The organism is Streptomyces mirabilis (assembly GCF_018310535.1).
Classification (GTDB): Bacteria; Actinomycetota; Actinomycetes; order Streptomycetales; family Streptomycetaceae; genus Streptomyces.
Map to the genome: position 1 here is coordinate 2,901,850 of NZ_CP074102.1, position 19,603 is coordinate 2,921,452.

Consider the following 19,603-nt stretch of genomic DNA (forward strand, 5'->3'; position numbering starts at 1 on the left):
TGACCCCTCCTCTCTCAGACTTCGATCTTGCCGAGGCGGCGGATGACGAAGAAGCCGACGGTGTAGAGGCCCAGCGAGATCAGGACGAGGGTCTGGCCGAGGCCGGAGCCGGTGACGCGGGCGAGAGCACCCTCGTTCGAGGAGTTGATCAGGAGCAGCGAGCCCAGACCGAGCATCGGGACCGTGAAGGCGGTGGCGTTGACCTCGGAAAGCATGGTGCGGACCTCGCGGCGGGTCTCCTTGCGGTCCTCCAGGGTGTGGGTGAGGTTGCGCAGGGAGCTGACGACCGAGCCGCCCGCCTTGTTGGCGAGGACCAGGGTCGTGACGAGAACGATCAGCTCGCGGGAGGGGAGGCGCTCGGAGAGTTCACCGAGGGCGTCGTCGATGGTGCGGCCCAGCATCAACTGGTCAGCGACGTGCGCGAGTTCCTCGCCCGCGGGGGCTTCGAGCTCCTCCGCCGCCATCGCCAGTGCCGTCCGCAGGGCCAGCCCCGCGGCGGTCGCGTTGGCCAGCAGACGTGCCACGTCGGGGAGTTGGCCGATGAAGGCCTCGATGCGTTTTTGGCGCTGCCAGTTGAGGAAGATGGCCGCGCTCCACACGCCCACGAGGGCGGCGATCGGACCGAAGAAGGGGGCCAGCACCGACGCGGCCATCAGCCACAGCGCGACGACGACGGCGGTGACGTACGTGGCGAACTCCCCCGCCGTCACGTCCAGGCCCGTCGCCGACAGGCGCAGGTGGATCGCCCGGCCGAGGCGGGTCCGGCGCAGCCGGCGGTCGATCGCGGCGAAACGGCGTACGCGGCCGGCCGCGGTGCGCAGCGGGCCGCCGCCGGAGAGGCGGTCGACGAGGGCCTGGCGCTGGGCACGGCCCGAGGCGTACGTGTGGACGCCCGCGACGGCGAGGGTGCCGCACAGCACGGTGGCGCCGAGGGCGAGGAGTGCGGGGTCGTTCATGGCTGCCTCCCTTCGTGGACGGGGTTGGTCATCCGATGGCCCGCCTCGTGTCGAGTACGTCGAGGACCTCGGCCACGCCGAACGCGGGCGGCAGCGGTTCGTTGGCGACGTACAGCTTCTCGGCGACCTGGCGCGGCAGCGGAAGGTGCTCGAAACGGCCGTGCACGACACGGTCGGGGCCGGCGGGGCGGGGGACGAAGCGGGTGACGGGGACGACACGGAACTGCTCGCGGCCGTGCGAGACGATCAGGGCTATCTCGGTGACCTTGCGGGAGCCGTCGGCGTGGCGGGTGAGCTGGACGACGACGTCCACGGCCGAGTTGATCTGGTCCTTCAGCGCCTCGAAGGGGATCTGGACCTCGGACATCGAGCCGAGGGTCTGGAGCCTCATGAGGGCGTCCTCGGCGGAGTTCGCGTGGACGGTGGCCAGGGACCCGTCGTGACCGGTCGACATCGCCTGGAGCATGTCGAGGGTCTCGCCGCCGCGGACCTCACCGACGATGATCCGGTCGGGGCGCATACGCAGCGAGTTGCGGACCAGGTCGCGGATGGTGATCTGGCCCTTGCCCTCGACGTTCGGGGGGCGGGACTCCAGCCGGATGACGTGTTCCTGCTGGAGCTGGAGTTCGGCCGAGTCCTCGATGGTGATGATGCGCTCGCGGGAGGGGATGAGGCCGGAGAGGGCGTTGAGCAGGGTGGTCTTCCCGCTGCCGGTACCGCCGCTGACGATGACGTTGAAACGGGCCCGCACGAAGGCCGCGAGCAGCATCAGCATCTGCTCGTCGAGCGAGCCGAGATCGATGAGTTCGGGCAGGGTGTACGCGCGGGGGAAGCGGCGGATCGTGAGGGTGGGGCCGGTGAGGGCGAGCGGCGGGATGATGACGTTGACGCGCTCGCCGGTGGGCAGCCGGGCGTCGACCATGGGGTTGGACTCGTCGACGCGGCGGTTGACCGTGGAGACGATGCGCTCGATGGTCTGCATCAGCTGGTCGTGGGAGGCGAAGCGGAGAGGGAGCTGTTCGACCCGTCCCGCGCGCTCCACGAAGATGGACTCCGGCCCGTTGACCATGATCTCGGTGATCGACGCGTCGGCGAGGAGCGGTTCGAGGACGCCGAGGCCGAGGGCCTCGTCGACGACCCGCCGGATCAGCTGGGAGCGCTCGGCGGAGGACAGGACCGGGCCCTCGCGGCTGATGATGTGGCCGAGCACGCGCTCCAGGCGTACCCGGCGTTCGGCTGCCGCCAGGCTCGACATCTCCGCGAGGTCGATCTCCTCGAGGAGCTTGGCTCGGTAGACGGCGACGAGGTGTCCGTCCTCGCGGGCGGGGCCCGACTCGTCGGGGGTGGAGAGTCGGCTGCGCAGGCTCATGGGTTCAGCTCCTCCCGGTCATTGGTCGGTTGTCCGTTTCCGGTTCAGTTGTCGGTGGGCATGGTGGCGTGGCGGGTGACGGTGTAGGGGCCGAAGAGGGGGATCACTCCGGGGACACTCACGGTGACCGTCGCCGTGGTGAGGTCGGCGCCCTCGTCGGGCGTCACGTTCGGCTTGAGCCAGCCGCTCACGGCGGCCTGTCCGGCCGCGGTGCCGTCGCCGCCCTGTGACTCGACCCGTGCCGCCGCCCGCGCCCCCGTCCCCGCCTGGTTGATCCCGTAGCCGATGAGGCCGAGCTGGATGGCGGCCATCCCGATGACGAGCAGGATGGGCAGGAACCCGGCGAACTCCAGCATGGAGACGCCCCGGTCGTCACGGAGCCGGCGCTTCAGCCACCGTAGGGGCCTCATCCGTTGTTCCCCTCCAGCGCGGCGCCCGCGTTCCCCTTCACGCGCCACCCGGCGTCGAAGCCGGGGAAGAACAGGGGCACTTTGACGTCGACGGTGGCCTTCATCACCGAGCCCGACGCGGCGCAGCTGATCTGGGCACCGTTCCAGGCGCCCGGCAGATGCTTGCTCCCGGCCGTCTGGCACGCCCCGGGTACGTCACCGTTGACCGCGTACGCCGCCGTCGCCGCCCGCGCCGCCTCGTCCGCCGCGTTCCCGGCCAACGAGTACGAGTAGCCGTACAGCACGCACTGCCACAGGATCGTCATCACGACGAGCAGGATGGGGAACATACCGGCGAATTCGAGGGTGACCGCGCCCCGGTCGCCGCCCTTGCGCCGCAGGGCCAGTGCGCCCCGGTCCGAGGAGGCCTTGCGGCGCCTGCCGCCTCCCCCGCCGGTCTCCTGGGCGACCACCAGCCCCAGCTCCCCCGCCAGCGTCCACAGCGCCTGCTTGACCGTCGAGCGGGTGTCCAGGTCCTGGAGGCGCCCCGCGTCGACGACGGACTGGAGTTCCTTGAAGGCGGCGGGGACGGGGGTGCGGGCGACCTTGGTGCCGGTGACGCGTTCGACGAGGGAGGGCTGGATCTCCGTACCGCGGCCGAAACGGTTGACGACCGTGGTCGTCTCCTCCGCCTTGCGGATCTGGAGGCGGTCCCACATGCGGACCATGCGTTTGGCGGCGCGCACGGCGACCACGTCGGGGGTGACGAGGAGCAGGGCCCGGTCGGCCATCTCGACGGCCGCGGCGGTCGCGGAGTTCATCTGGGCGCCGCAGTCGACGACCACGACGTCGTGGCGGGAGCGCAGGGCGCTCAGCACCTGGCGGGCGACCCGGTCGGTGACCTCCTCGCCGCGTTCGCCCTCGGCCGGGGCCAGCAGCAGGCCCACTCCGCTGTCGTGGGTGTAGACGGCATCCTGGAGGACGCGGGGGTTGATGTCGCTGATTCCGGCGAGGTCGGCGATCGACCGCCGGAACTGGACGTCCAGGTACGAGGCCACGTCCCCGGACTGGAGGTCGAGGTCCACCAGCGCGACGCTGCGCCCCGACGCCTGTGCGGCGAGGGCGAGTTCGACGGCGGTGACCGTCGCTCCGACGCCGCCCTTCGCCCCGGTGACCGTGACGACGGTGCCGCCGGGGCCCGCGTACAGCTCGGGCGTGCCGCTGCCGAGGTGCCGGCGCATGCCGAGCGACCACCCGGCGGCGGCCTGGACGCGTTCGGCGAGGGCGTCGTAGCCCAGCGGGAGGCCGATGATGCCGCGCGCGCCGGAGTCCATGGCGGCGGTGAGGACACCGGCGCTGGTGTCCGCGGTGATGAAGACGACGCCGATCGCGGGGAAGCGCATGACCACGTCGCGGATCAGGTCCAACGCCGGTACGGGACCTATGCGTTCGTGGACCAGGACGACTTCGGGCAGTTCGTCGAGGGACTCGGCGGCGAGCCGCGCCAGGGTGTCGAGGAGCGCCGTCGAGTCGGGGACGGGCGGGGCCGGCTCGGCGTCCGCGAGCTGGCTCAGCAGGGTGGCGAGCGCGCGGGCCGAGTCGACGTCACTGACGGCCGGGAGGATACGGATGGTCATCGGCGCTGCCCCGTAGTCATCGACCCCGTAGTCGTCGGCCTCGTAGTCGTCGACCCCGTAGTCGTCGGCCTCGTGCGGGGCCATCGGCGCAGTCCCGTGGGGATGGACCTCATGCGCGGCCTCCTACTTGTCCTCGTCGAGGGTGTACGTACGGTCGCCGGGGGCGACGGTCGCGTCGGAGCCGCCCGCGACCAGGGCGAGGCGGACGTGTTCGGCGAACGACTCGGCGTACGCGACGCGTTGGGCGTCGGCGGTGTCGAGCGCGAAGGTGATGGGGACGGCCTGGGTGGCGCTGTTGCGCCGGTCGTTGCTGGACTGCCCGGGGTCGAGGGCGGTGAGCTTGCCGACGTCGATGACGCGGGCGTTCGCCACGATGACCTTGGACTGGTCCTTCTGCTTGTCGTTCTCGGCCTTGAAGGTGGCGTAGATGTTGACCCTGGAGCCCGGGTCGATCTTTCCGGCCACACCGGTCGCCGCGTCGATCATGATCGCGATCTCCTGCTGGCCCGCCTCCAGCGCGGGCCGGTCCACGATCATGTCGGTCTGGAGCAGGGAGCCCTTCTCCAGTTGGGTGACGGCGATCTTCCCGCGGATCTGGCCAAGGCTCGTGACCGCCGTGCTCGACAGCCAGCGCTTGGGCATCGAGACCCTTTGGAACTGGTCGGCCGACAGCTCCTTGTAGGGCGCGATGTCGTCCTTCAGGCGGTACGCCGCCACCTCCGGGCCGACCTTGGAGTTCACGTCGCGGATCACCGAGAGCACTCCGGCGAAGGCGCCCAGGGCGCACAGGACCGAGAGGACCAGCAGGATGACGCCGCGGCGCTGGCGTGAGTTCATGACGCGGACAACCTCGATCGTGGGGCGGGGACGGGCGGGGTCGAGCGGTCGTGCCTGGCGTGGTTCAGCGTGTGTTCTTCGACGTGTTCTTCGACGTGTTGTTCGACGTGTCGATCAGCGTGTTGTTCGGGCGTACGGACGTGGCTTACGTGGCGCCTCGGGGCAGAGCGCGTACTGAGGATGCTGCCCGCACAGTGGCCGCCGGAAGCTCGGAAGGCGGGGGCAGCGGCGCGGCACAGAACCCGCAGCGGTCACCGATGAGTTCGAGGCCGCACCAGTGGCACTCCTCCCGGCGGACGGACGACACGAGCTGGTAGAGCACGGAGACGTCGTACAGACCGGCGGCGAACTCGGCGAGCTTGGTGGTGCCCCACCAGCGCGCCGACTCCTGCGGCAGCGGTACGGTCGCGACGCCCTGCACACTCCAGGCGGGCGCGAGGGTCGCGGTGACCCAGTCGGAGGGCGGCTGGCCCGCGGCGACGAGCAGCCGGGTGCCGAACTCGGGTCCGGGGAGTTCGTCCTGCCCGATCCGGGCCAGCTGCGGGCGCGGATGGGACAGTACGGCGAACTGGGCGCCCGGCACCCATGACTTGGCGTGCGACTTCAGCGTCACCGGGACCCGGTCGAGCTTGGCGACCGATCCGAGCAGGGCGCCGGCGTAGATGTAGTGGGCGAGCAGCCGGGCGGAGGAGGCGAGCACGCCCGGGCTGAAGTCGCAGACCGACAGCTGCCGCAACTGCTGGGCCAGCAACGCCACTCCGAGCGGTGGCAGGTCGATGCCGAGCAGGGCGATGCGGTCGCTCTCCAGGACGGAGCGGACGGTGTGCAGCCGCCGGGTGACCGCGTCCTCGACCGAGGCCGGGTAGAGCGAGATGACGTACCCGTGCTGCTCGATGAGGGCGTGCATGCCCGTGAGGGAGCTTTCGAGGCTGTCGAGGGGCTGGACCACGGCGGGTGGGGTCTGCCGGTCGTGCGGCGGGAGCACCAGATCGGGACTGGTGACGGCTATCGCGGTCGGCACGCTGCACACACCCCGTTCACTGTGGCGGGGTGGTCGACCACCGCCTCAGATGGCCCCTGTGACGTCCTCTTGCATCAGCACCATATCCACGGCATGGCCGCCTCAACACCGAATCTTCCACATCAACTCACGGAAGGTACGGCCTTGATCAACGGAGAGTGAGACGAATATGCCACAAGTCGCCCACACTTGGGGCCCGTTGAGGCAACCGGTCACCCCTGTCACCCACCAGAGGTCTTGACAACCCAATTGGTCTGGACCAACTTGTACGCCAGCAACGTACGACGGTGGCCACCGTTCCGCATCCCCCTCTCCCCCCTCCCCTCCCCTCCCCTCACCGGAGGTCCCAGTGGACCGCGTCATACGTATGCCCCGACCGCCCCGACGGAGATGGGCGGGCGCCCTCGCCGCCGTCGTCACCGCCTCCGTCCTCTCCCTCACCGGTCTGGCCGGCCAGGCCCAGGCGGCGGACGTCAACAACGCCAAGAACGGCGGCTACGAGTCCGGCCTGAGCAACTGGACCTGCACGGCGGGCAGCGGTACGACCGTCTCCTCGCCGGTGCACGGCGGCTCGGCCGCCCTCAAGGGCACGCCCGCCGGGCAGGACAACGCCCAGTGCACCCAGGCCGTCGCGGTCAAGCCCAACTCGACGTACACACTGAGCGCGTGGCTGCAGGGCGGGTACGCCTATCTGGGCGTGACGGGCACCGGCACCACCGACGTCTCGACCTGGACCCCCGACTCCGCCTCCTGGAAACAGCTCTCGACCACCTTCACCACGGGCGCGTCAACGACCTCGGTGACGGTGTACACGCACGGGTGGTACGGCCAGGCCCCGTACTACGCCGACGATCTCTCGGTCTTCGGCCCCGACGGCGGCGGAGGCGGCGACCCGGCGCCCACGATCCCGGCAGCACCCACCGGCCTGACGGTCTCCTCCACCACGTCCTCCTCCGTCTCCCTCTCCTGGAACACGGTGTCGGGCGCGACGGGCTACAACGTCTACCAGGCGGGTACGAAGGTCCAGTCGACGACGGGAACATCGGCGACCGTCTCGTCCCTCGCGGCCTCCACCTCGTACTCCTTCCAGGTCACGGCGACGAACGCGGCGGGCGAGTCGACGAAGTCGACGGCGGTGACCGGCACGACGACCGCTTCCTCGGGCGGCGGTGGCGGTGGCACCCTGCCCAAGCACGCCGTCACGGGCTACTGGCAGAACTTCAACAACGGCGCGACGGTCCAGAAGATCTCCGACGTGCAGTCCCAGTACGACATCATCGCGGTGGCGTTCGCGGACGCGACGGGCACGCCGGGCGCGGTGACCTTCAACCTCGACTCGGCCGGGCTCGGCGGCTACACCGTCGACCAGTTCAAGGCGGACATCAAGGCCAAGCAGGCCGCGGGCAAGAAGGTCGTCATCTCCATCGGCGGCCAGAACGGCACCGTGTCGATCAGCGACTCCACGTCCGCGACGAACTTCGCGAACTCCGTCTACTCCCTCATGCAGACGTACGGCTTCGACGGCGTCGACATCGACCTGGAGAACGGCCTCAACGCGACGTACATGACGCAGGCCCTGCGGTCGCTCTCCTCGAAGGCCGGCTCGTCTCTCATCATCACCATGGCCCCGCAGACGATCGACATGCAGTCCACGTCGAACACGTACTTCCAGACCGCCCTGAACATCAAGGACATCCTGACGGTCGTCAACATGCAGTACTACAACAGCGGTTCGATGCTGGGCTGTGACGGCAAGGTCTACAGCCAGGGCTCGGTCGACTTCCTCACCGCCCTCGCCTGCATCCAGCTCCAGGGCGGCCTGGCCCCCTCCCAGGTGGGCCTGGGCCTCCCGGCCTCCACGAGCGGCGCGGGCAGCGGCTATGTCTCGCCCTCCGTGGTGAACAACGCCCTGGACTGCCTGGCCAAGGGCACCAACTGCGGTTCCTTCAAGCCCTCCGAGACCTACCCGGACCTGCGCGGCGCGATGACCTGGTCGACGAACTGGGACGCGGCGGCGGGCAACGCGTGGTCGAACTCGGTGGGGCCGCACGTGCACGGGCTCGGCTAGAAAGGCGCCCTTCGGCCGGACACGGTGCCGGCCACCCCATGCAGGGGTGGCCGGCACTCGCCTGTCGGCGTTGCGTTTGATAATGCGCCGATGTGATGAATCCACCTGTGACGGATGACGGGGGCAACAGCGGGAGACATGCGCGGGTCCCGGCTTTCCGACTACACCGGGATGGCGACGACCGGACCGGTTGACGCACCTGGCGCAGCCGGGAGCGCGGCTGACAGGCCATTTCATTTCGGGAGTCGGCGGTAGCAGATGGGGATGGCCGCGATCGCGGTGAAAGCCAGGAAGTGGTCGGGTTTGCGCTCGTAGCGGCGGTGCGGGCGCCGGCACCCGCTGAAACAGCTCCGACAACCCGTTCCTCTTTCCAGGCGGGGAGGTCTGTCTGGTCGGGTTGCCGCTGGTTCGGTGAACTCCGCACCGTCTGCGACCACTTCATCGCTTCCTGCGCGTCCCGAGTCAGGGGCACGGTGCGCCGGCACCTGGGCCGTGGCACGGCCCAGACCCGGTCGATCGTCGCGGAGCCCCCTCGGTACACAGGGGATCGGGAGGCGTGGGAGAAGGGGCGGCCCTGACACCCCGGCCCGCCGGTACCGACCCCGACACCGCTACCGATGCCGTCCCGGGCGAGGCGGGTCACGTTACGTCGCGATGACCGATGCCCTCCTGAATCGGGGTGCCTAGTGTCATCTCGTCCCTGGTGGCAACGGATCGGAATCGGACCCGCATGCGTCTGCTCACGTACCTCGTCGGCTGCAGTGTCGACGGCTTCACCGCCGGTCCTGACGGACAGTGCGACCCCTTCGCCTTCGACGGCGATCTCAAGGCCGCCGTTCTGGCCGAGTACCCCGAGACCGTTCCGGACCATGCCCGCAGGCCGCTGGGCGTCGTCAGCACGGCGAACAGATTGTTCGACACGGTCGTCATGGGGCGCGGCGTCTACGAATCCGCTCGGGCGGCCGGTGCGGACAGCCCGTATCCCTGGCTGCGGCAGTACGTGGTCTCCTCGTCCCTGAAACGACCCGCGTCAGGGGTCGATGTCGTCGCCGGGGACCCGGCGGAGTTCGTCCGCGGGCTGAAGCGGCGGCCGGGCATGGGCGTCTGGCTGTGCGGCGGCCCGGTGCTGGCCGGGCGCTTGCTGCGCGAGGTCGACAAGCTCGTGGTCCACCGCCACCCGGTGGTGTTCGGGGCCGGCGTTCCGCTGTTCCACGCGGCATTCGACCCTGCCGCCTTCACGCTGACCGACTTCCGGGTCTTCGCCACCGGCGCGACGGTCACCACGTACACCAAGCAGTAGGAGCACAGATGTTGTTTCGCCCCACGACCGAGGCCGATCAAGAGCGTGTCGCAGCAGTCATCGTGGATGAACCGGTGGGCTGGATCGACGCCGACCGCTATCTGGACGAGTTGAAGCAGGGGATGTACCGGCCGGAGTGGACCTGGATCGCCGAGGACGACGGGCGGATCGTGGGCCGTTCCTTGTGGTGGGGGCAGCAGGACAGCGCTCACCCCGTCGCCCTGGACTGTCTGCATGTCGACCCGGCGCTCCCCGACCGCGCGGAGGTGGCGGCCGGGCTGCTGACCGCCGCGCTGCGGGCGTTCGCCGACGCCGGTGCGCCCAAAACTCCGCTGTACAACCTGACGCTGCCCGTCGGCTGGCGTGACACCCCGGCCGCGGTGGCCGCCGTGGAGTGGCGGCGCCGGGCCGCCGTGGCAGCGGGCCTCACACACGAGGTGGAACGGCTGCGCCTGCAATGGACGGCCGACGTCGGCCTCCCCACGTCCAGGGGCCGGCTGACGTTCGCCCCCGCTTCGGACGAGGAGTTCCTCCGGCTGTTCCGTCGGATAGCCGTCGGCAGCCTGGACGACGAGACACGCAGGAACATCGCCGTCAAGGGCGCCGAAGCCACGGCCAGGGACGAGATGGACTTCTATCTCGGCTGCCCCGGTCGGCGCGAGTGGTGGCGCGTGGCCCACACCCCGGACGGGCAGGTCGCGGGCCTCGCCCTCCCCTCCGCGACACCGTATGCCCGCAACGTGGGCTACCTGGGCGTCGTCCCCGAGTTCCGCGGCCATGGGTACGTGGACGACCTCCTCACCGAGATCACCCTCATCCACACGGAGTCCGGTGCCGAACTGATCACAGCCACCACGGACACCGGCAACGCCCCCATGGCCGCGGCCTTCGCCCGCGCCGGCTACCGGACTTCGGAGATCCGCATGCTGTATTCGGCGCCGGTGGCGTAGGGCGGAGAGACGGAGGCCCCCTCGCCCGAGGGAGACGGACGGTTGATGAAGGGCGGCAGCGGGCGCGCCGTATGAAGAGAGCCGTATGAGCCGTATGAGCCGTATGAAGAGAGGAGAGCCGGTCCGATGCCGGTTTTCATCGAAGAGTTCACGTTGGCCGGGAGTGACAGCGGTCCCTACGCGCTCACCACGGGCCCGGACGGGGCGCTGTGGTTCACGCTGGTTCACAGCGGGGGCATCGGGCGTCTCGTGCCCGGAGGGGTACTCACGCACCATCAACTCGATCCGGACTGCGGGCCGACGATCATCGCTGTCGGGCCGGACGACGCCTTGTGGTTCACCGAGCACCGGGCGCACCGCATCGGCCGGATCGCCCTCGACGGCAAGGTCGAGGAATTCACCGTGCCGACCGCGGAGTGCGGTCCGTTCGGAATCGCCGCCGGCCCGGACGGAGCGCTGTGGTTCACCGAGACCGCCGCCGACCGGATCGGCAGGATCACCAGCGACGGCCGGGTGACCGAGTTCCCGCTGCCGGCCACGGGGTCCTGCCCCTCCGCGATCACGGCAGGCGCCGACGACGGGATGTGGTTCACCCTGAACCAGGCCGACGCGATCGGGCGGATCGGCATGGACGGAGCCGTCACTCTGCACCCGTTGCCGACCAGGTCCGCCGGCCCGGTGGGCATCACGGCCGGGCACGACGGGGCAGTCTGGTTCGTCGAGATCGGTGCAGGGCAGATCGGGCGGATCACTCCCGACGGCGGGATCACCGAGTTCCCGCTGCCCGACCGCACGTCCCGGCCGCATGCCATCACCCCCGGCAGCGACGGCACGTTGTGGTTCACCGAGTGGGCCGGCAACCGGGTGGGCTCCCTCACCCCCGACGGCACTGTCACCGTGCACGACCTGCCGACCCCGGGCTCGGAACCGCACGGGATCGCTCTGGGCCCGGACGGAGCTCTGTGGACAGCGCTGGAAATCGGCGCACTCGCCCGCGTCGGCGTCCGTGTCCGCACGCAACGAAGCAACGAACAACGAGGGAACGAAAGGGAACACTCATGAAGTACGCACTCGTGATCTTCGAGACCGATGAGTCGCGCCACCGGATCCGGACCGACCAGGCAGCTCACCGAGCGGCGTACGAGACCTGGATCGGCAAGATCGCGGCGGCAGGCAAACTGATCAGTGGCGATGCCCTGGACACCGAGTCGGCCTCCGCGACGACCCTGCGCAAGACCACCGAAGCAGCGCCCGCCACGGTGACCGACGGGCCCGCACACCCCGGCGAGGAGACCCTGGGCGGCTGGTTCGTCATCGACGTGGCCGACCGTGAGGAAGCCGTGGAACTCGCCAAGGGGCTCGGCACCTTGGAGACCATCGAGATCTGGCCGGTGCTCGAAGGCGCCTGAGGACGGCCCGTTGCGGCATCGCCCCTCCCCCGACGTACAGTGTCGATCATGATGCTCGGTTGCTGGCCGGGGGGAGCGGACGGTGCAGGGGCGCGCAGACGAACGACGCCACATTGAGCGGATGCTCGCCAACTCTCGGCGCGGAGCGAGCAGTTCACTGCTGCTGCACGGCGAGGCCGGCATCGGCAAGACCACTCTCCTTGAGCATGCGGCCGCCCACGCGGACGGCATGCGCGTGCTGCGGGTCGAGGGCATCGAGTCGGAGATGGAGCTCGCTTTCGGAGGGCTCCATCAGCTCTTCCTGCCGGTGCTCGATCTACTCGACCGGCTGCCGGGACCGCAGGCCGGAGCTCTGCGCGCCGTCTTCGGCCTGAGCGACGAGCCCGTACGGGACCGACTCACCCTGGGGCTCGCCACGCTGTCGCTGCTGTCCGAGGCGGCCACGGACGACCCCCTGCTGTGCCTGGTCGACGACCTGCAATGGCTCGACCGGCCGTCCGGGGACGCGCTGACCTTTGCCGCCCGGCGGCTGCGGGACGAAGGCATCGTCATGCTCTTCGCCACCCGCGGCACCTCGCCGGAGAGCGGATCGAAGGCGCTGCCGCGCGTACACGTCACCGGCATAGACCGGCGGTCGGCCGTGGCGCTGCTGCCCGGCCTCGCTCCCCCGGTCGCCGAGCACATCCTCGACCAGGCGCAGGGAAACCCGCTGGCGCTGCGGGAGTTGGCCGCCGCACTGACCCCGGCGCAACGCGCCGGACAGCTGGGGCCGCTGGCGCCGGCCGAGGCGCGGCCCGAGCTGCCCCATCAGCTCCAGGACGCGTTCGCGCAGCAGATCCGCCGCCTTCCCGACGCGACCCAGCGCACTCTCGCGGTGGCCGCGGCCGACGACACCGGGGACCTTCCCACCGTGCTGGCAGCCGCGGGCCGACTCGACGGGGAGGTCAGGGATCTAGAGCCCGCCGAGCGGGCCGGACTGGTCTTCGTCTCCGCGCAGAAACTGCGTTTCCGGCACCCCCTCATCCGGTTCGCCGCCTACCAACAGGCCCCGCTGGCCTGGCGGATCGCGGCGCACCGGGCGTTGGCGGCGGACCTGGACGGTGCCCAGCACGCGCACCGGCGCGCCTGGCACCTGGCCGCCGCGACGACCGGCCCGGACGAAGAGGTCGCCGCGGAGTTGGAACGGGTCGCCGAGTGGGCCGGAACCAGGCAGGCGATGGCGTCCGCGTCCGCGGCGTACGAGCGAGCCGCCCGCCTGACCGCCGATCCGCACCGGCACGCCCGCCGGCTGATCACCGCCGCGCAGAAGGCGAGCGAGGCCGGCCAGGACGAACGGTGCCGCGCTCTCACCGACCAGGTGCCACTGCCGTTGCGGGACCCAGGGATGGCGGCGGACTTCGCCCGCGTACGCTCCGTGGTCGAGCTCGGCTACGGCAGCCCCCGCCGGGCCGCCCGCATCCTGGCCGACTGCGCGGACACGATCTCGGCCGACCGCCCCGACAAGCTCGCGCCGCTGCTGACCGACGCCATCCACGCGGCCCTCTGCGCGGGCGACGCACCCCTCATGGTGGAGATCGGCGTCCGCACACCCCATCTGCCGATCCTGGCCGTGCCCGCCCGCCTCCTGGCGGGCGACCTGCCCGGCGCGCGCCGGGCCCTGGACACTCTCGTACGGGCCGGACGCCTCGCTGACGTCGGGCTCATGGACCAGTTGGTGACCGCGATCTACTGCCACCTGATCGCCGATCACGCGACCGCGCACAAACTGGCCGCCGCGGCGGTCGCCCACTGCCGCGAGCAGGGTATCGGTGGATGGCTGCCCACCACGCTGCATCTGCGCGCCCAGGTGGAGCTGGCGCTCGGCCGGCTCGACGACGCGCACGCACACGCCACCGAAGCGCTCCGGCTGGCCGACGGCTACGACCTGGACCACCGAGCAGCCCATCTGCGCGCCCTGTTGGCGGTGCTGGCCGCCACCCAAGGGGAGGAGGCGCAGACCCGGAAAATGGCCGAACAGGCACTGGAGTACACCCGCCCGCGCGAGGTCGGACGGGGCGCGGCGGAGGCGCTGTGGGCGCTGGGGCTGCTCGACCTCGCCCTCGGGCGGGCGCAGGACGCGCTGCGCCACCTGGAGGCCGCCCGGCAGGCGGCGGGCCACCCCTTCCTGGCCCGGCACCTGTTGCCGGATCTGATCGAGGCGGCCGTGCGCGCCGGACATCCGGAAGGGGCGCGGGCACCCGCGGACCAGCTCATGACATGGGCGGCCGACCTCGGCCAGCTCCACTTCACGGCCCAAGCGCACCGCTGCGCGGCCCTGACCAGCCCGGACACACAGGCCGAGCAGCACTATCTGGCCGCCTTGGACCTGCACACCGACGGCAATGACTTCGATCGGGCGCGTACCCAACTCCTCTACGGCGAATGGCTGCGCCGCTCGCGCCGCAAAATCGACGCCCGCGACCAACTGCGCACCGCACTGAAAATCTTCGATCAGCTGAACGCCCGACCCTGGGCCAACCGCGCTCGCACGGAACTCCAGGCAGCCGGCGAAACCCACGACCCGTCCGACGCCACCGACTCCCCCCTGACCCGCCTGAGCGCCCAGGAGCGCGAAGTCGTCCGCCTCGCGGCCACCGGCGCCACCAACCGCGAAATCGCCACGCACCTGTTCCTGAGCCCACGCACCGTCGGCCACCACCTCTACCGCGCGTTCCCCAAGCTCGGCATCAGCTCCCGAACAGAACTCGCCGACCTGCTCACGCCCTGACGGGCGCAGAAGAACAGGCAGGTCAGGCGCCCTTCCCGACCACAGGCACAAGCTGGGCTGAGCCGGGACGCCAGCTGCGACCGAGAGAGACCTACCTGGGCGGTCCTCGCGCCTCACAGGAACGCCTGCCGGCGGCCGATGAGGCGAGGGAGCCCCGTGGCGGCGCGAGCCATGCCCAGTCCCAACCTGCGCAAGGCCCGGGTCCTCCTTCGGCACTACTGCGAGGAACTGGGCGTGGACTACCTGGAGACCGGACTGATCGCCTCCTATCGACAGGCACTCACCAGCCTCCATCAGGCAGGAGCGCCTCTCCGGCTCGGTTGGTGCGGAGTCGTGGACGCGCCGTCCACGTCCGCCGCGGTGGCCCCCGCGTTCGCCGATGCCGCTCGCCGCGACGGTGAAAGCGGCGACACGGTCGCCGTGCTGCGACAGATGCGGCGCAGGCGCGGCGAAGCAGAGGAGCTGCTCGAGACCACTCAGGTCCTCCTCGGCCCACAGACGGGATCGTTCACCAGCGAGGTCGGCGCGCTGCTGGAGTATGTCGGCTCCACCACGCCATGCTCGGCATCGCCCGACTCCACAACCTCAGCCTCGCCAACTGACGGAAACCAAGCTGGTCAACCGACATGGCGTAGATCATTTACGGGACAGCCCTCAGCGAGATGAACGGCGCTTCCGATCCGTACTCAGCCGCGCTCGCCCGCGGCAGCGTCGCCCACATCCGCGTCCCCCCGCCCGGCTCCCGCGACTCCCCGAAGCCCCAGTCGCCGTCGCAGGCCCGGCATACGCAGGCCAGGACCCGCAGGGCCGCGCGGCGGCGGGCGTCGCAGGCGGCGGCCAGGCGGGGGTGGGTGTGGCGTGGGTGACGGTCGTAGACGATCACGCGGAAGGCGTCACCCCGATAGCGGAGCGACAGGTAGAAGTCGGGGGATTCGGTGAACTGACACGCGGCCGCGTTCAGTTCACCGACCGCCTGGAGTGCCGCGTCCATGATGTCGCGCAGGTCGTGCGCAGCGAGGAACGCGCGCGTGGCCGCTCGCGCGAGCGTCGGGCTGGCCAGCGCCGCCGGGAGGGTGAGGCTGTACGCGAGGGTTTCGGGGCTGGGCCGGGTGGGGTCGGCGGGGTAGGCGGTCGCGAGGGGGCATGGGGACATCGGTCCTCCTGAGGGGGGAGGGCAGCGGTGGCTTGTCGCGGGCAGGGGCCTGCGATGCACTTCCAACTGCCGTCAGTAGCAGGTGCGTTACTCAACGTAGAGCGAGTGATGGTTACATTGCCACCTCAATAGAGAAATTGACCCATACGTGGTCCATCGACGGCCAGTAACGGCAGACTGCTGCCGAGCCGCGCGAGAGGGAGGCCATGCCACCGAGGACGACACCCACGGAGCGTCAGAAGCGTCTGGGCGCCGAGCTGCGCAAGATGCGGACGGCGGCGGGAATGACCGCAGACCATGCCGCCGGGCTGCTCGGTCTCGACCGGGCGAAGATCTCCAACGTAGAGACGGGCATCCGTACCATCAGCCCAGAGCGGCTGCGCACCCTCGCCTGCAACTGCGACTGCTCGGACCCGGCGTACGTGGAGGCGCTGGTGGCCATGGCTCAGCCCAGCGGTCGTGGCTGGTGGGAGCGCTACCGGGGCTCCCTTCCCTCCAGCCTGCTGGACATCGCGGAGTTGGAGTCATACGCGGTCAGGATGCGCACGGCCCACACCATCCATGTTCCGGGGGTACTGCAGACCAGCGATCACGCACTCGAACTCTTCAGGGCCGTACTGCCACCGCTGCCCGAGCGCGAGGTCGCCCTGCGACTCGCCTACCGAGTGGAGCGGCAGCAAGTACTGGAAGGCGAGAACCCGCCCGAGTACGTCGGCCTGGTGCACGAGGCCGTGCTGCGCATGCAGTTCGGTGGCCGCAAGGTGGCCCGCGCCCAGCTGGAGCACCTGCTCAGTCTGTCGGAGCGCCCACCGATCCGTGTCCTGGTCATCCCCTTCGCCGCAGGGACGTTCCCCGGCGCCGGCAACACGGTCAACTACCTGGAAGCGTCCGTGCCGCAGCTCGACACCGTCCAGGTCGACAACTCACACGGCCCGGAATTCCTCGGCGGTGCCGCGCAGTTGGCCAAGTACCGTGCGCACTTGGACTGGATGGAACGCATGGCCCTCTCCCCAGAGGCATCACGAGACTTCATCCGCGACATCGCCAACAGTCTGTGAGGAGACGCCCGATGGACAACATCACCTGGGAGGACGCGTTCTGCGGCGAAGGAGCCAGCTGCTTCCGCCTCGGCACCGACCCCGACGGCAACGCCTACATCGCCATAGCCGGCGCCGAAGACCACTACCTCACCGACACCCGCGAAGCGCTCCGCACCATGATCCTCGACATCAAGGCGGGCAGGGCCGACCACCTCCTCTGAGCCGCCGGACGGCTACCCCAACGGCCGGTAGTACCCCAGCACCCACGCCAACTGTGCGAACCACCCCCGCAACAACTCCCGCGGCTTCGCGGTCACCACGCACTCGTAGACCCTGCCGTCCAGGTGGACCACGGCGACCATCAGGGCCTTGCCGTTGGGGCTCGCCTTGTAGTGGACGCTGCGGATCTCGACCCAGGGGAAGTCGACCGTGATGTCGTACATCTCGAAGGCCACACCCGACGCGTCGACAACGACCGAGTTGTGCTTGTCGACCGCCAGGAACTCCGGTCCGGGCGCCGAGGGCTGGGGTGGCCCTGGGGCGTACTGCGGCGGGGGCGGGCCGAAGCCCGGTGGGGTGGAAGCGGGCGGCTGGTCTGTCACTCCGGCAACCTACCCGGCGTACGCGGATCCCCTACGTGGAGGGCTCCCTGTAGGCCCCCTCTGAACCTTCTTTCCGTCCCCTGAAACATTTCCGGGGGGCCGGCGCATCAAGGGAGTGAAGGCCGCGATACCAAAGACACGGGGGCGGGATGAGACAGGTCCGGGGGGACGAGTACGCCGAGTTCGCGGCGGCGCGGGCCGGGCATCTCTACCGTTCCGCCTGTCTGCTCACCGGCGGGGACACCCATCTCGCCGAGGATCTGGTGCAGGAGACCCTCGGTCGCCTGTACGTCCGCTGGTACCGGGTCTCCCGCGTCGACAACCCCGCCGGGTACGCCCAGACCGTCCTCACCCGTACGTTCCTCGCCCACCAGCGGCGCCGCAGCAGCCGGGAACGCGCCACGGACGAGTTCCCCGACCTTCCCGACCCGCGCGCGGCCGACACCGACACACCCCTTCGGCTGACCCTGGTCGAGGCACTCGGCCGGCTGTCCGCCAAGGACCGGGCCGTGGTCGTGCTGCGCTACTGGGAGGACCGCAGCGTCGAGGAGACCGCCGAGGCCATGAACGTCAGCTCGGCCGCCGTACGCACCCGCTGCACCCGCGCGCTCGCCCGGCTGCGGCTGCTGCTCGGGGACACCCTCGGCGAGCACGCCAGATCCTGACCCCGGCCCGGCGCCGGCGCCGACGACCTTACAGACCGCTCCGACAGACAGCACTTACGGAGAGCAGAGAGGGTGATTCGCCATGCCCGTTGACGACCGCGACCACGATCGATACCACGACCACCACCGAGGACACGACCACGAGGACCGTTTCGAGGAACGGCTCGGCGAGGCCCTGCACCACGCGGGCGGGGCCTACGAGACCGACCGGCGTGCCCTGGTCGCGGCCGGCGAGGCGCGCGGCCACAGGTTGCTGCTGCGGCGCAGGGCCGCCGTCGTGGGGGGCGTGGCCTCGGTCGCGCTCGTGGGTCTCGGCGGGGCACTCCTCGTCCCCGGGGGCGACGACGGGCGGCAGTCCGTGGCCACCGGCGCGAAGACCCCCGTCGCCTCGGCCGCCCCCAAGGTGTCGTACACCGGCGACGAACTGATCGGCATCCTCAAGAAGTTGCTCCCTCGGGGCAAGTTCGGCACGGCGGAGGCACGCGGCACGGACGAGAAGCTGCCGCCGTACGCGCAGGTCGTCCACAACGACGGCAAGGGCGAGGCGGCCATCGCCGTCGGCTTCAACCGGGTCCTGCCGGGCACCGAGCAGGCCCGCCAGACCGTCGAGTGCCCGGACAAGGTCCTGACGCGGTACGACAGCTGCGCCGTGACCAGGCTGCCCGACGGCTCGGCGCTCAAGGTCTTCCAGGGGTACGAGTACCCGGACCGCCGCGCGGACACGAAGCTGTGGACGGCGGACCTCGTCACCCCCAAGGGTCAGCACGTCAGCGTGAGCGAATGGAACGCCGCGGCCGAGAAGGGCGCGCCGGTCAGCAGGGCCGAACCACCCCTTTCCCCGGCGCGGTTGAAGACTCTCGCCACGGCCGGCGTGTGGCTGGGCGTCGTCGACGCGATCCCGGTGGATCCCAAGGCCCCGACGGCGGCTGCGACACAGCCCTCCGGCGTCAGCGGCCGCGCGATCGGTTCGACGCTCGTCTCGCTGCTTCCCAAGGGCGTCAAGGTGGTCGCCAAGAGCGGCCCGGACAGCGGGTACGGCTATGTCGTCGTCGACGACGGCAAGGGCAGGAGCCTGGTCCAGATCAACGTGCAGCCGAACATGTCGGCCGTCGAGCACCAGCTCTTCGGGGCGGACGCCGAGAAGCTGGCCGACGGCACGAAGGTCGTCACGCACGAGGAGCCGGGCGAGAAGGGCGGCGCCGGCGTCGTCATGTGGACCGCCGACACCATCAGGACCGACGGGTTCCGTGTGGTGGTCAGTGCCTTCAACTCCGGCAGCCAGGAGACCGCCGCGACGCGCACCGCCCCCGCCCTCACGACGAAGCAGCTCCGGGCGATCGCCCTCAGTGCGAAGTGGCGCGGTCTGGGCTGAGTTCCCTCGCCGCTCTCACGCGTCGGGCCCCGTCGGGCAGACCTGTCGGCGGGGTCCGACGCATGACC

18 protein-coding genes and 2 pseudogenes are annotated in these 19,603 nt (G+C 70.4%); 11 read left to right on the plus strand and 9 right to left on the minus strand.

Features of this window, described 5'->3' with window-relative positions:
• Positions 1-14 precede the first annotated feature (14 nt).
• The 6 genes from SMIR_RS12610 to SMIR_RS12635 all read right to left on the minus strand — a co-directional run bounded on the left by SMIR_RS12610 (position 15) and on the right by SMIR_RS12635 (position 6,209).
• Positions 15-956 (minus strand): type II secretion system F family protein, encoded by a 942-nt coding sequence (locus SMIR_RS12610; protein ID WP_101400393.1) that lies wholly within the window; start codon positions 954-956, stop codon positions 15-17.
• A gap of 28 nt (positions 957-984) precedes the next feature.
• A complete protein-coding gene (locus tag SMIR_RS12615) occupies positions 985-2,325 on the minus strand; it encodes a TadA family conjugal transfer-associated ATPase (RefSeq protein WP_168495123.1) in 1,341 nt (446 codons plus the stop codon).
• 44 nt (positions 2,326-2,369) lie between these two features.
• Complete coding sequence (locus SMIR_RS12620) at positions 2,370-2,735, minus strand: TadE/TadG family type IV pilus assembly protein (protein WP_248003103.1); 366 nt, start codon at positions 2,733-2,735, stop codon at positions 2,370-2,372.
• The gene (locus tag SMIR_RS12625; protein WP_168501274.1) at positions 2,732-4,351 is read right to left on the minus strand and encodes a CpaE/TadZ family protein; all 1,620 of its coding nucleotides are present in this window, start codon (positions 4,349-4,351) and stop codon (positions 2,732-2,734) included. The genes SMIR_RS12620 and SMIR_RS12625 overlap by 4 nt, the downstream gene beginning before the upstream one ends.
• 123 nt (positions 4,352-4,474) lie before the next feature.
• Positions 4,475-5,188 (minus strand): Flp pilus assembly protein CpaB, encoded by a 714-nt coding sequence (cpaB, locus tag SMIR_RS12630; protein ID WP_168495122.1) that lies wholly within the window; start codon positions 5,186-5,188, stop codon positions 4,475-4,477.
• Between the two features lie 145 nt (positions 5,189-5,333).
• Positions 5,334-6,209 (minus strand): hypothetical protein, encoded by an 876-nt coding sequence (locus SMIR_RS12635; RefSeq protein ID WP_168495121.1) that lies wholly within the window; start codon positions 6,207-6,209, stop codon positions 5,334-5,336.
• A 367-nt stretch (positions 6,210-6,576) separates the two neighbouring features.
• On the opposite strand from SMIR_RS12635, the gene SMIR_RS12640 reads away from it, so the two are divergent.
• Complete coding sequence (locus SMIR_RS12640; RefSeq protein WP_211118799.1) at positions 6,577-8,277, plus strand: chitinase; 1,701 nt, start codon at positions 6,577-6,579, stop codon at positions 8,275-8,277.
• A gap of 233 nt (positions 8,278-8,510) precedes the next feature.
• On the opposite strand, the pseudogene SMIR_RS12645 reads toward SMIR_RS12640, so the two are convergent.
• Positions 8,511-8,627, minus strand: a pseudogene (locus tag SMIR_RS12645) (IS5/IS1182 family transposase); the annotation flags it as partial.
• Between the two features lie 380 nt (positions 8,628-9,007).
• On the opposite strand from SMIR_RS12645, the gene SMIR_RS12650 reads away from it, so the two are divergent.
• From SMIR_RS12650 to SMIR_RS12675, 6 genes and pseudogenes are all read left to right on the plus strand, one after another.
• Positions 9,008-9,577, plus strand: coding sequence for a dihydrofolate reductase family protein (locus tag SMIR_RS12650; protein ID WP_212727014.1), 570 nt, complete (start codon positions 9,008-9,010; stop codon positions 9,575-9,577).
• Positions 9,578-9,585: 8 nt separating this feature from the next.
• Positions 9,586-10,527 carry a GNAT family N-acetyltransferase gene (locus SMIR_RS12655; RefSeq protein ID WP_212727015.1) on the plus strand — a complete coding sequence of 314 codons (942 nt, stop codon included), beginning with the start codon at positions 9,586-9,588 and terminating at the stop codon, positions 10,525-10,527.
• A gap of 126 nt (positions 10,528-10,653) precedes the next feature.
• Entirely contained in the window at positions 10,654-11,589 is a 936-nt protein-coding gene (locus tag SMIR_RS12660) for a Vgb family protein (protein ID WP_249938416.1), read from the plus strand.
• Entirely contained in the window at positions 11,586-11,936 is a 351-nt protein-coding gene (locus SMIR_RS12665; protein ID WP_168495115.1) for a YciI family protein, read from the plus strand. The genes SMIR_RS12660 and SMIR_RS12665 overlap by 4 nt, the downstream gene beginning before the upstream one ends.
• Positions 11,937-12,018: 82 nt before the next feature.
• Complete coding sequence (locus tag SMIR_RS12670; RefSeq protein WP_282190321.1) at positions 12,019-14,703, plus strand: ATP-binding protein; 2,685 nt, start codon at positions 12,019-12,021, stop codon at positions 14,701-14,703.
• A 168-nt stretch (positions 14,704-14,871) separates the two neighbouring features.
• Positions 14,872-15,018: pseudogene (locus SMIR_RS12675) on the plus strand (acyl-CoA desaturase); the annotation flags it as partial.
• A 325-nt stretch (positions 15,019-15,343) separates the two neighbouring features.
• Here SMIR_RS12675 and SMIR_RS12680 read toward each other — a convergent pair.
• On the minus strand, positions 15,344-15,856 hold the full coding sequence (locus tag SMIR_RS12680) for an ATP-binding protein (RefSeq protein ID WP_212727016.1): 513 nt from the start codon (positions 15,854-15,856) through the stop codon (positions 15,344-15,346).
• Between the two features lie 206 nt (positions 15,857-16,062).
• Here SMIR_RS12680 and SMIR_RS12685 point away from each other — a divergent pair, with 206 nt between their 5' ends.
• Positions 16,063-16,914, plus strand: a complete 852-nt coding sequence (locus SMIR_RS12685) for a helix-turn-helix domain-containing protein (protein ID WP_212727017.1) — start codon at positions 16,063-16,065, stop codon at positions 16,912-16,914.
• A gap of 11 nt (positions 16,915-16,925) precedes the next feature.
• The gene (locus tag SMIR_RS12690; RefSeq protein ID WP_168495107.1) at positions 16,926-17,117 is read left to right on the plus strand and encodes a hypothetical protein; all 192 of its coding nucleotides are present in this window, start codon (positions 16,926-16,928) and stop codon (positions 17,115-17,117) included.
• 12 nt (positions 17,118-17,129) lie between these two features.
• On the opposite strand, the gene SMIR_RS12695 is transcribed toward SMIR_RS12690, so the two are convergent.
• Positions 17,130-17,498, minus strand: coding sequence for a hypothetical protein (locus SMIR_RS12695; RefSeq protein WP_212727018.1), 369 nt, complete (start codon positions 17,496-17,498; stop codon positions 17,130-17,132).
• A gap of 149 nt (positions 17,499-17,647) precedes the next feature.
• Here SMIR_RS12695 and SMIR_RS12700 point away from each other — a divergent pair, with 149 nt between their 5' ends.
• Entirely contained in the window at positions 17,648-18,163 is a 516-nt protein-coding gene (locus SMIR_RS12700) for a SigE family RNA polymerase sigma factor (protein WP_168495103.1), read from the plus strand.
• 82 nt (positions 18,164-18,245) lie between these two features.
• Positions 18,246-19,535, plus strand: a complete 1,290-nt coding sequence (locus tag SMIR_RS12705; RefSeq protein WP_212727019.1) for a hypothetical protein — start codon at positions 18,246-18,248, stop codon at positions 19,533-19,535.
• Positions 19,536-19,603 lie beyond the last annotated feature (68 nt).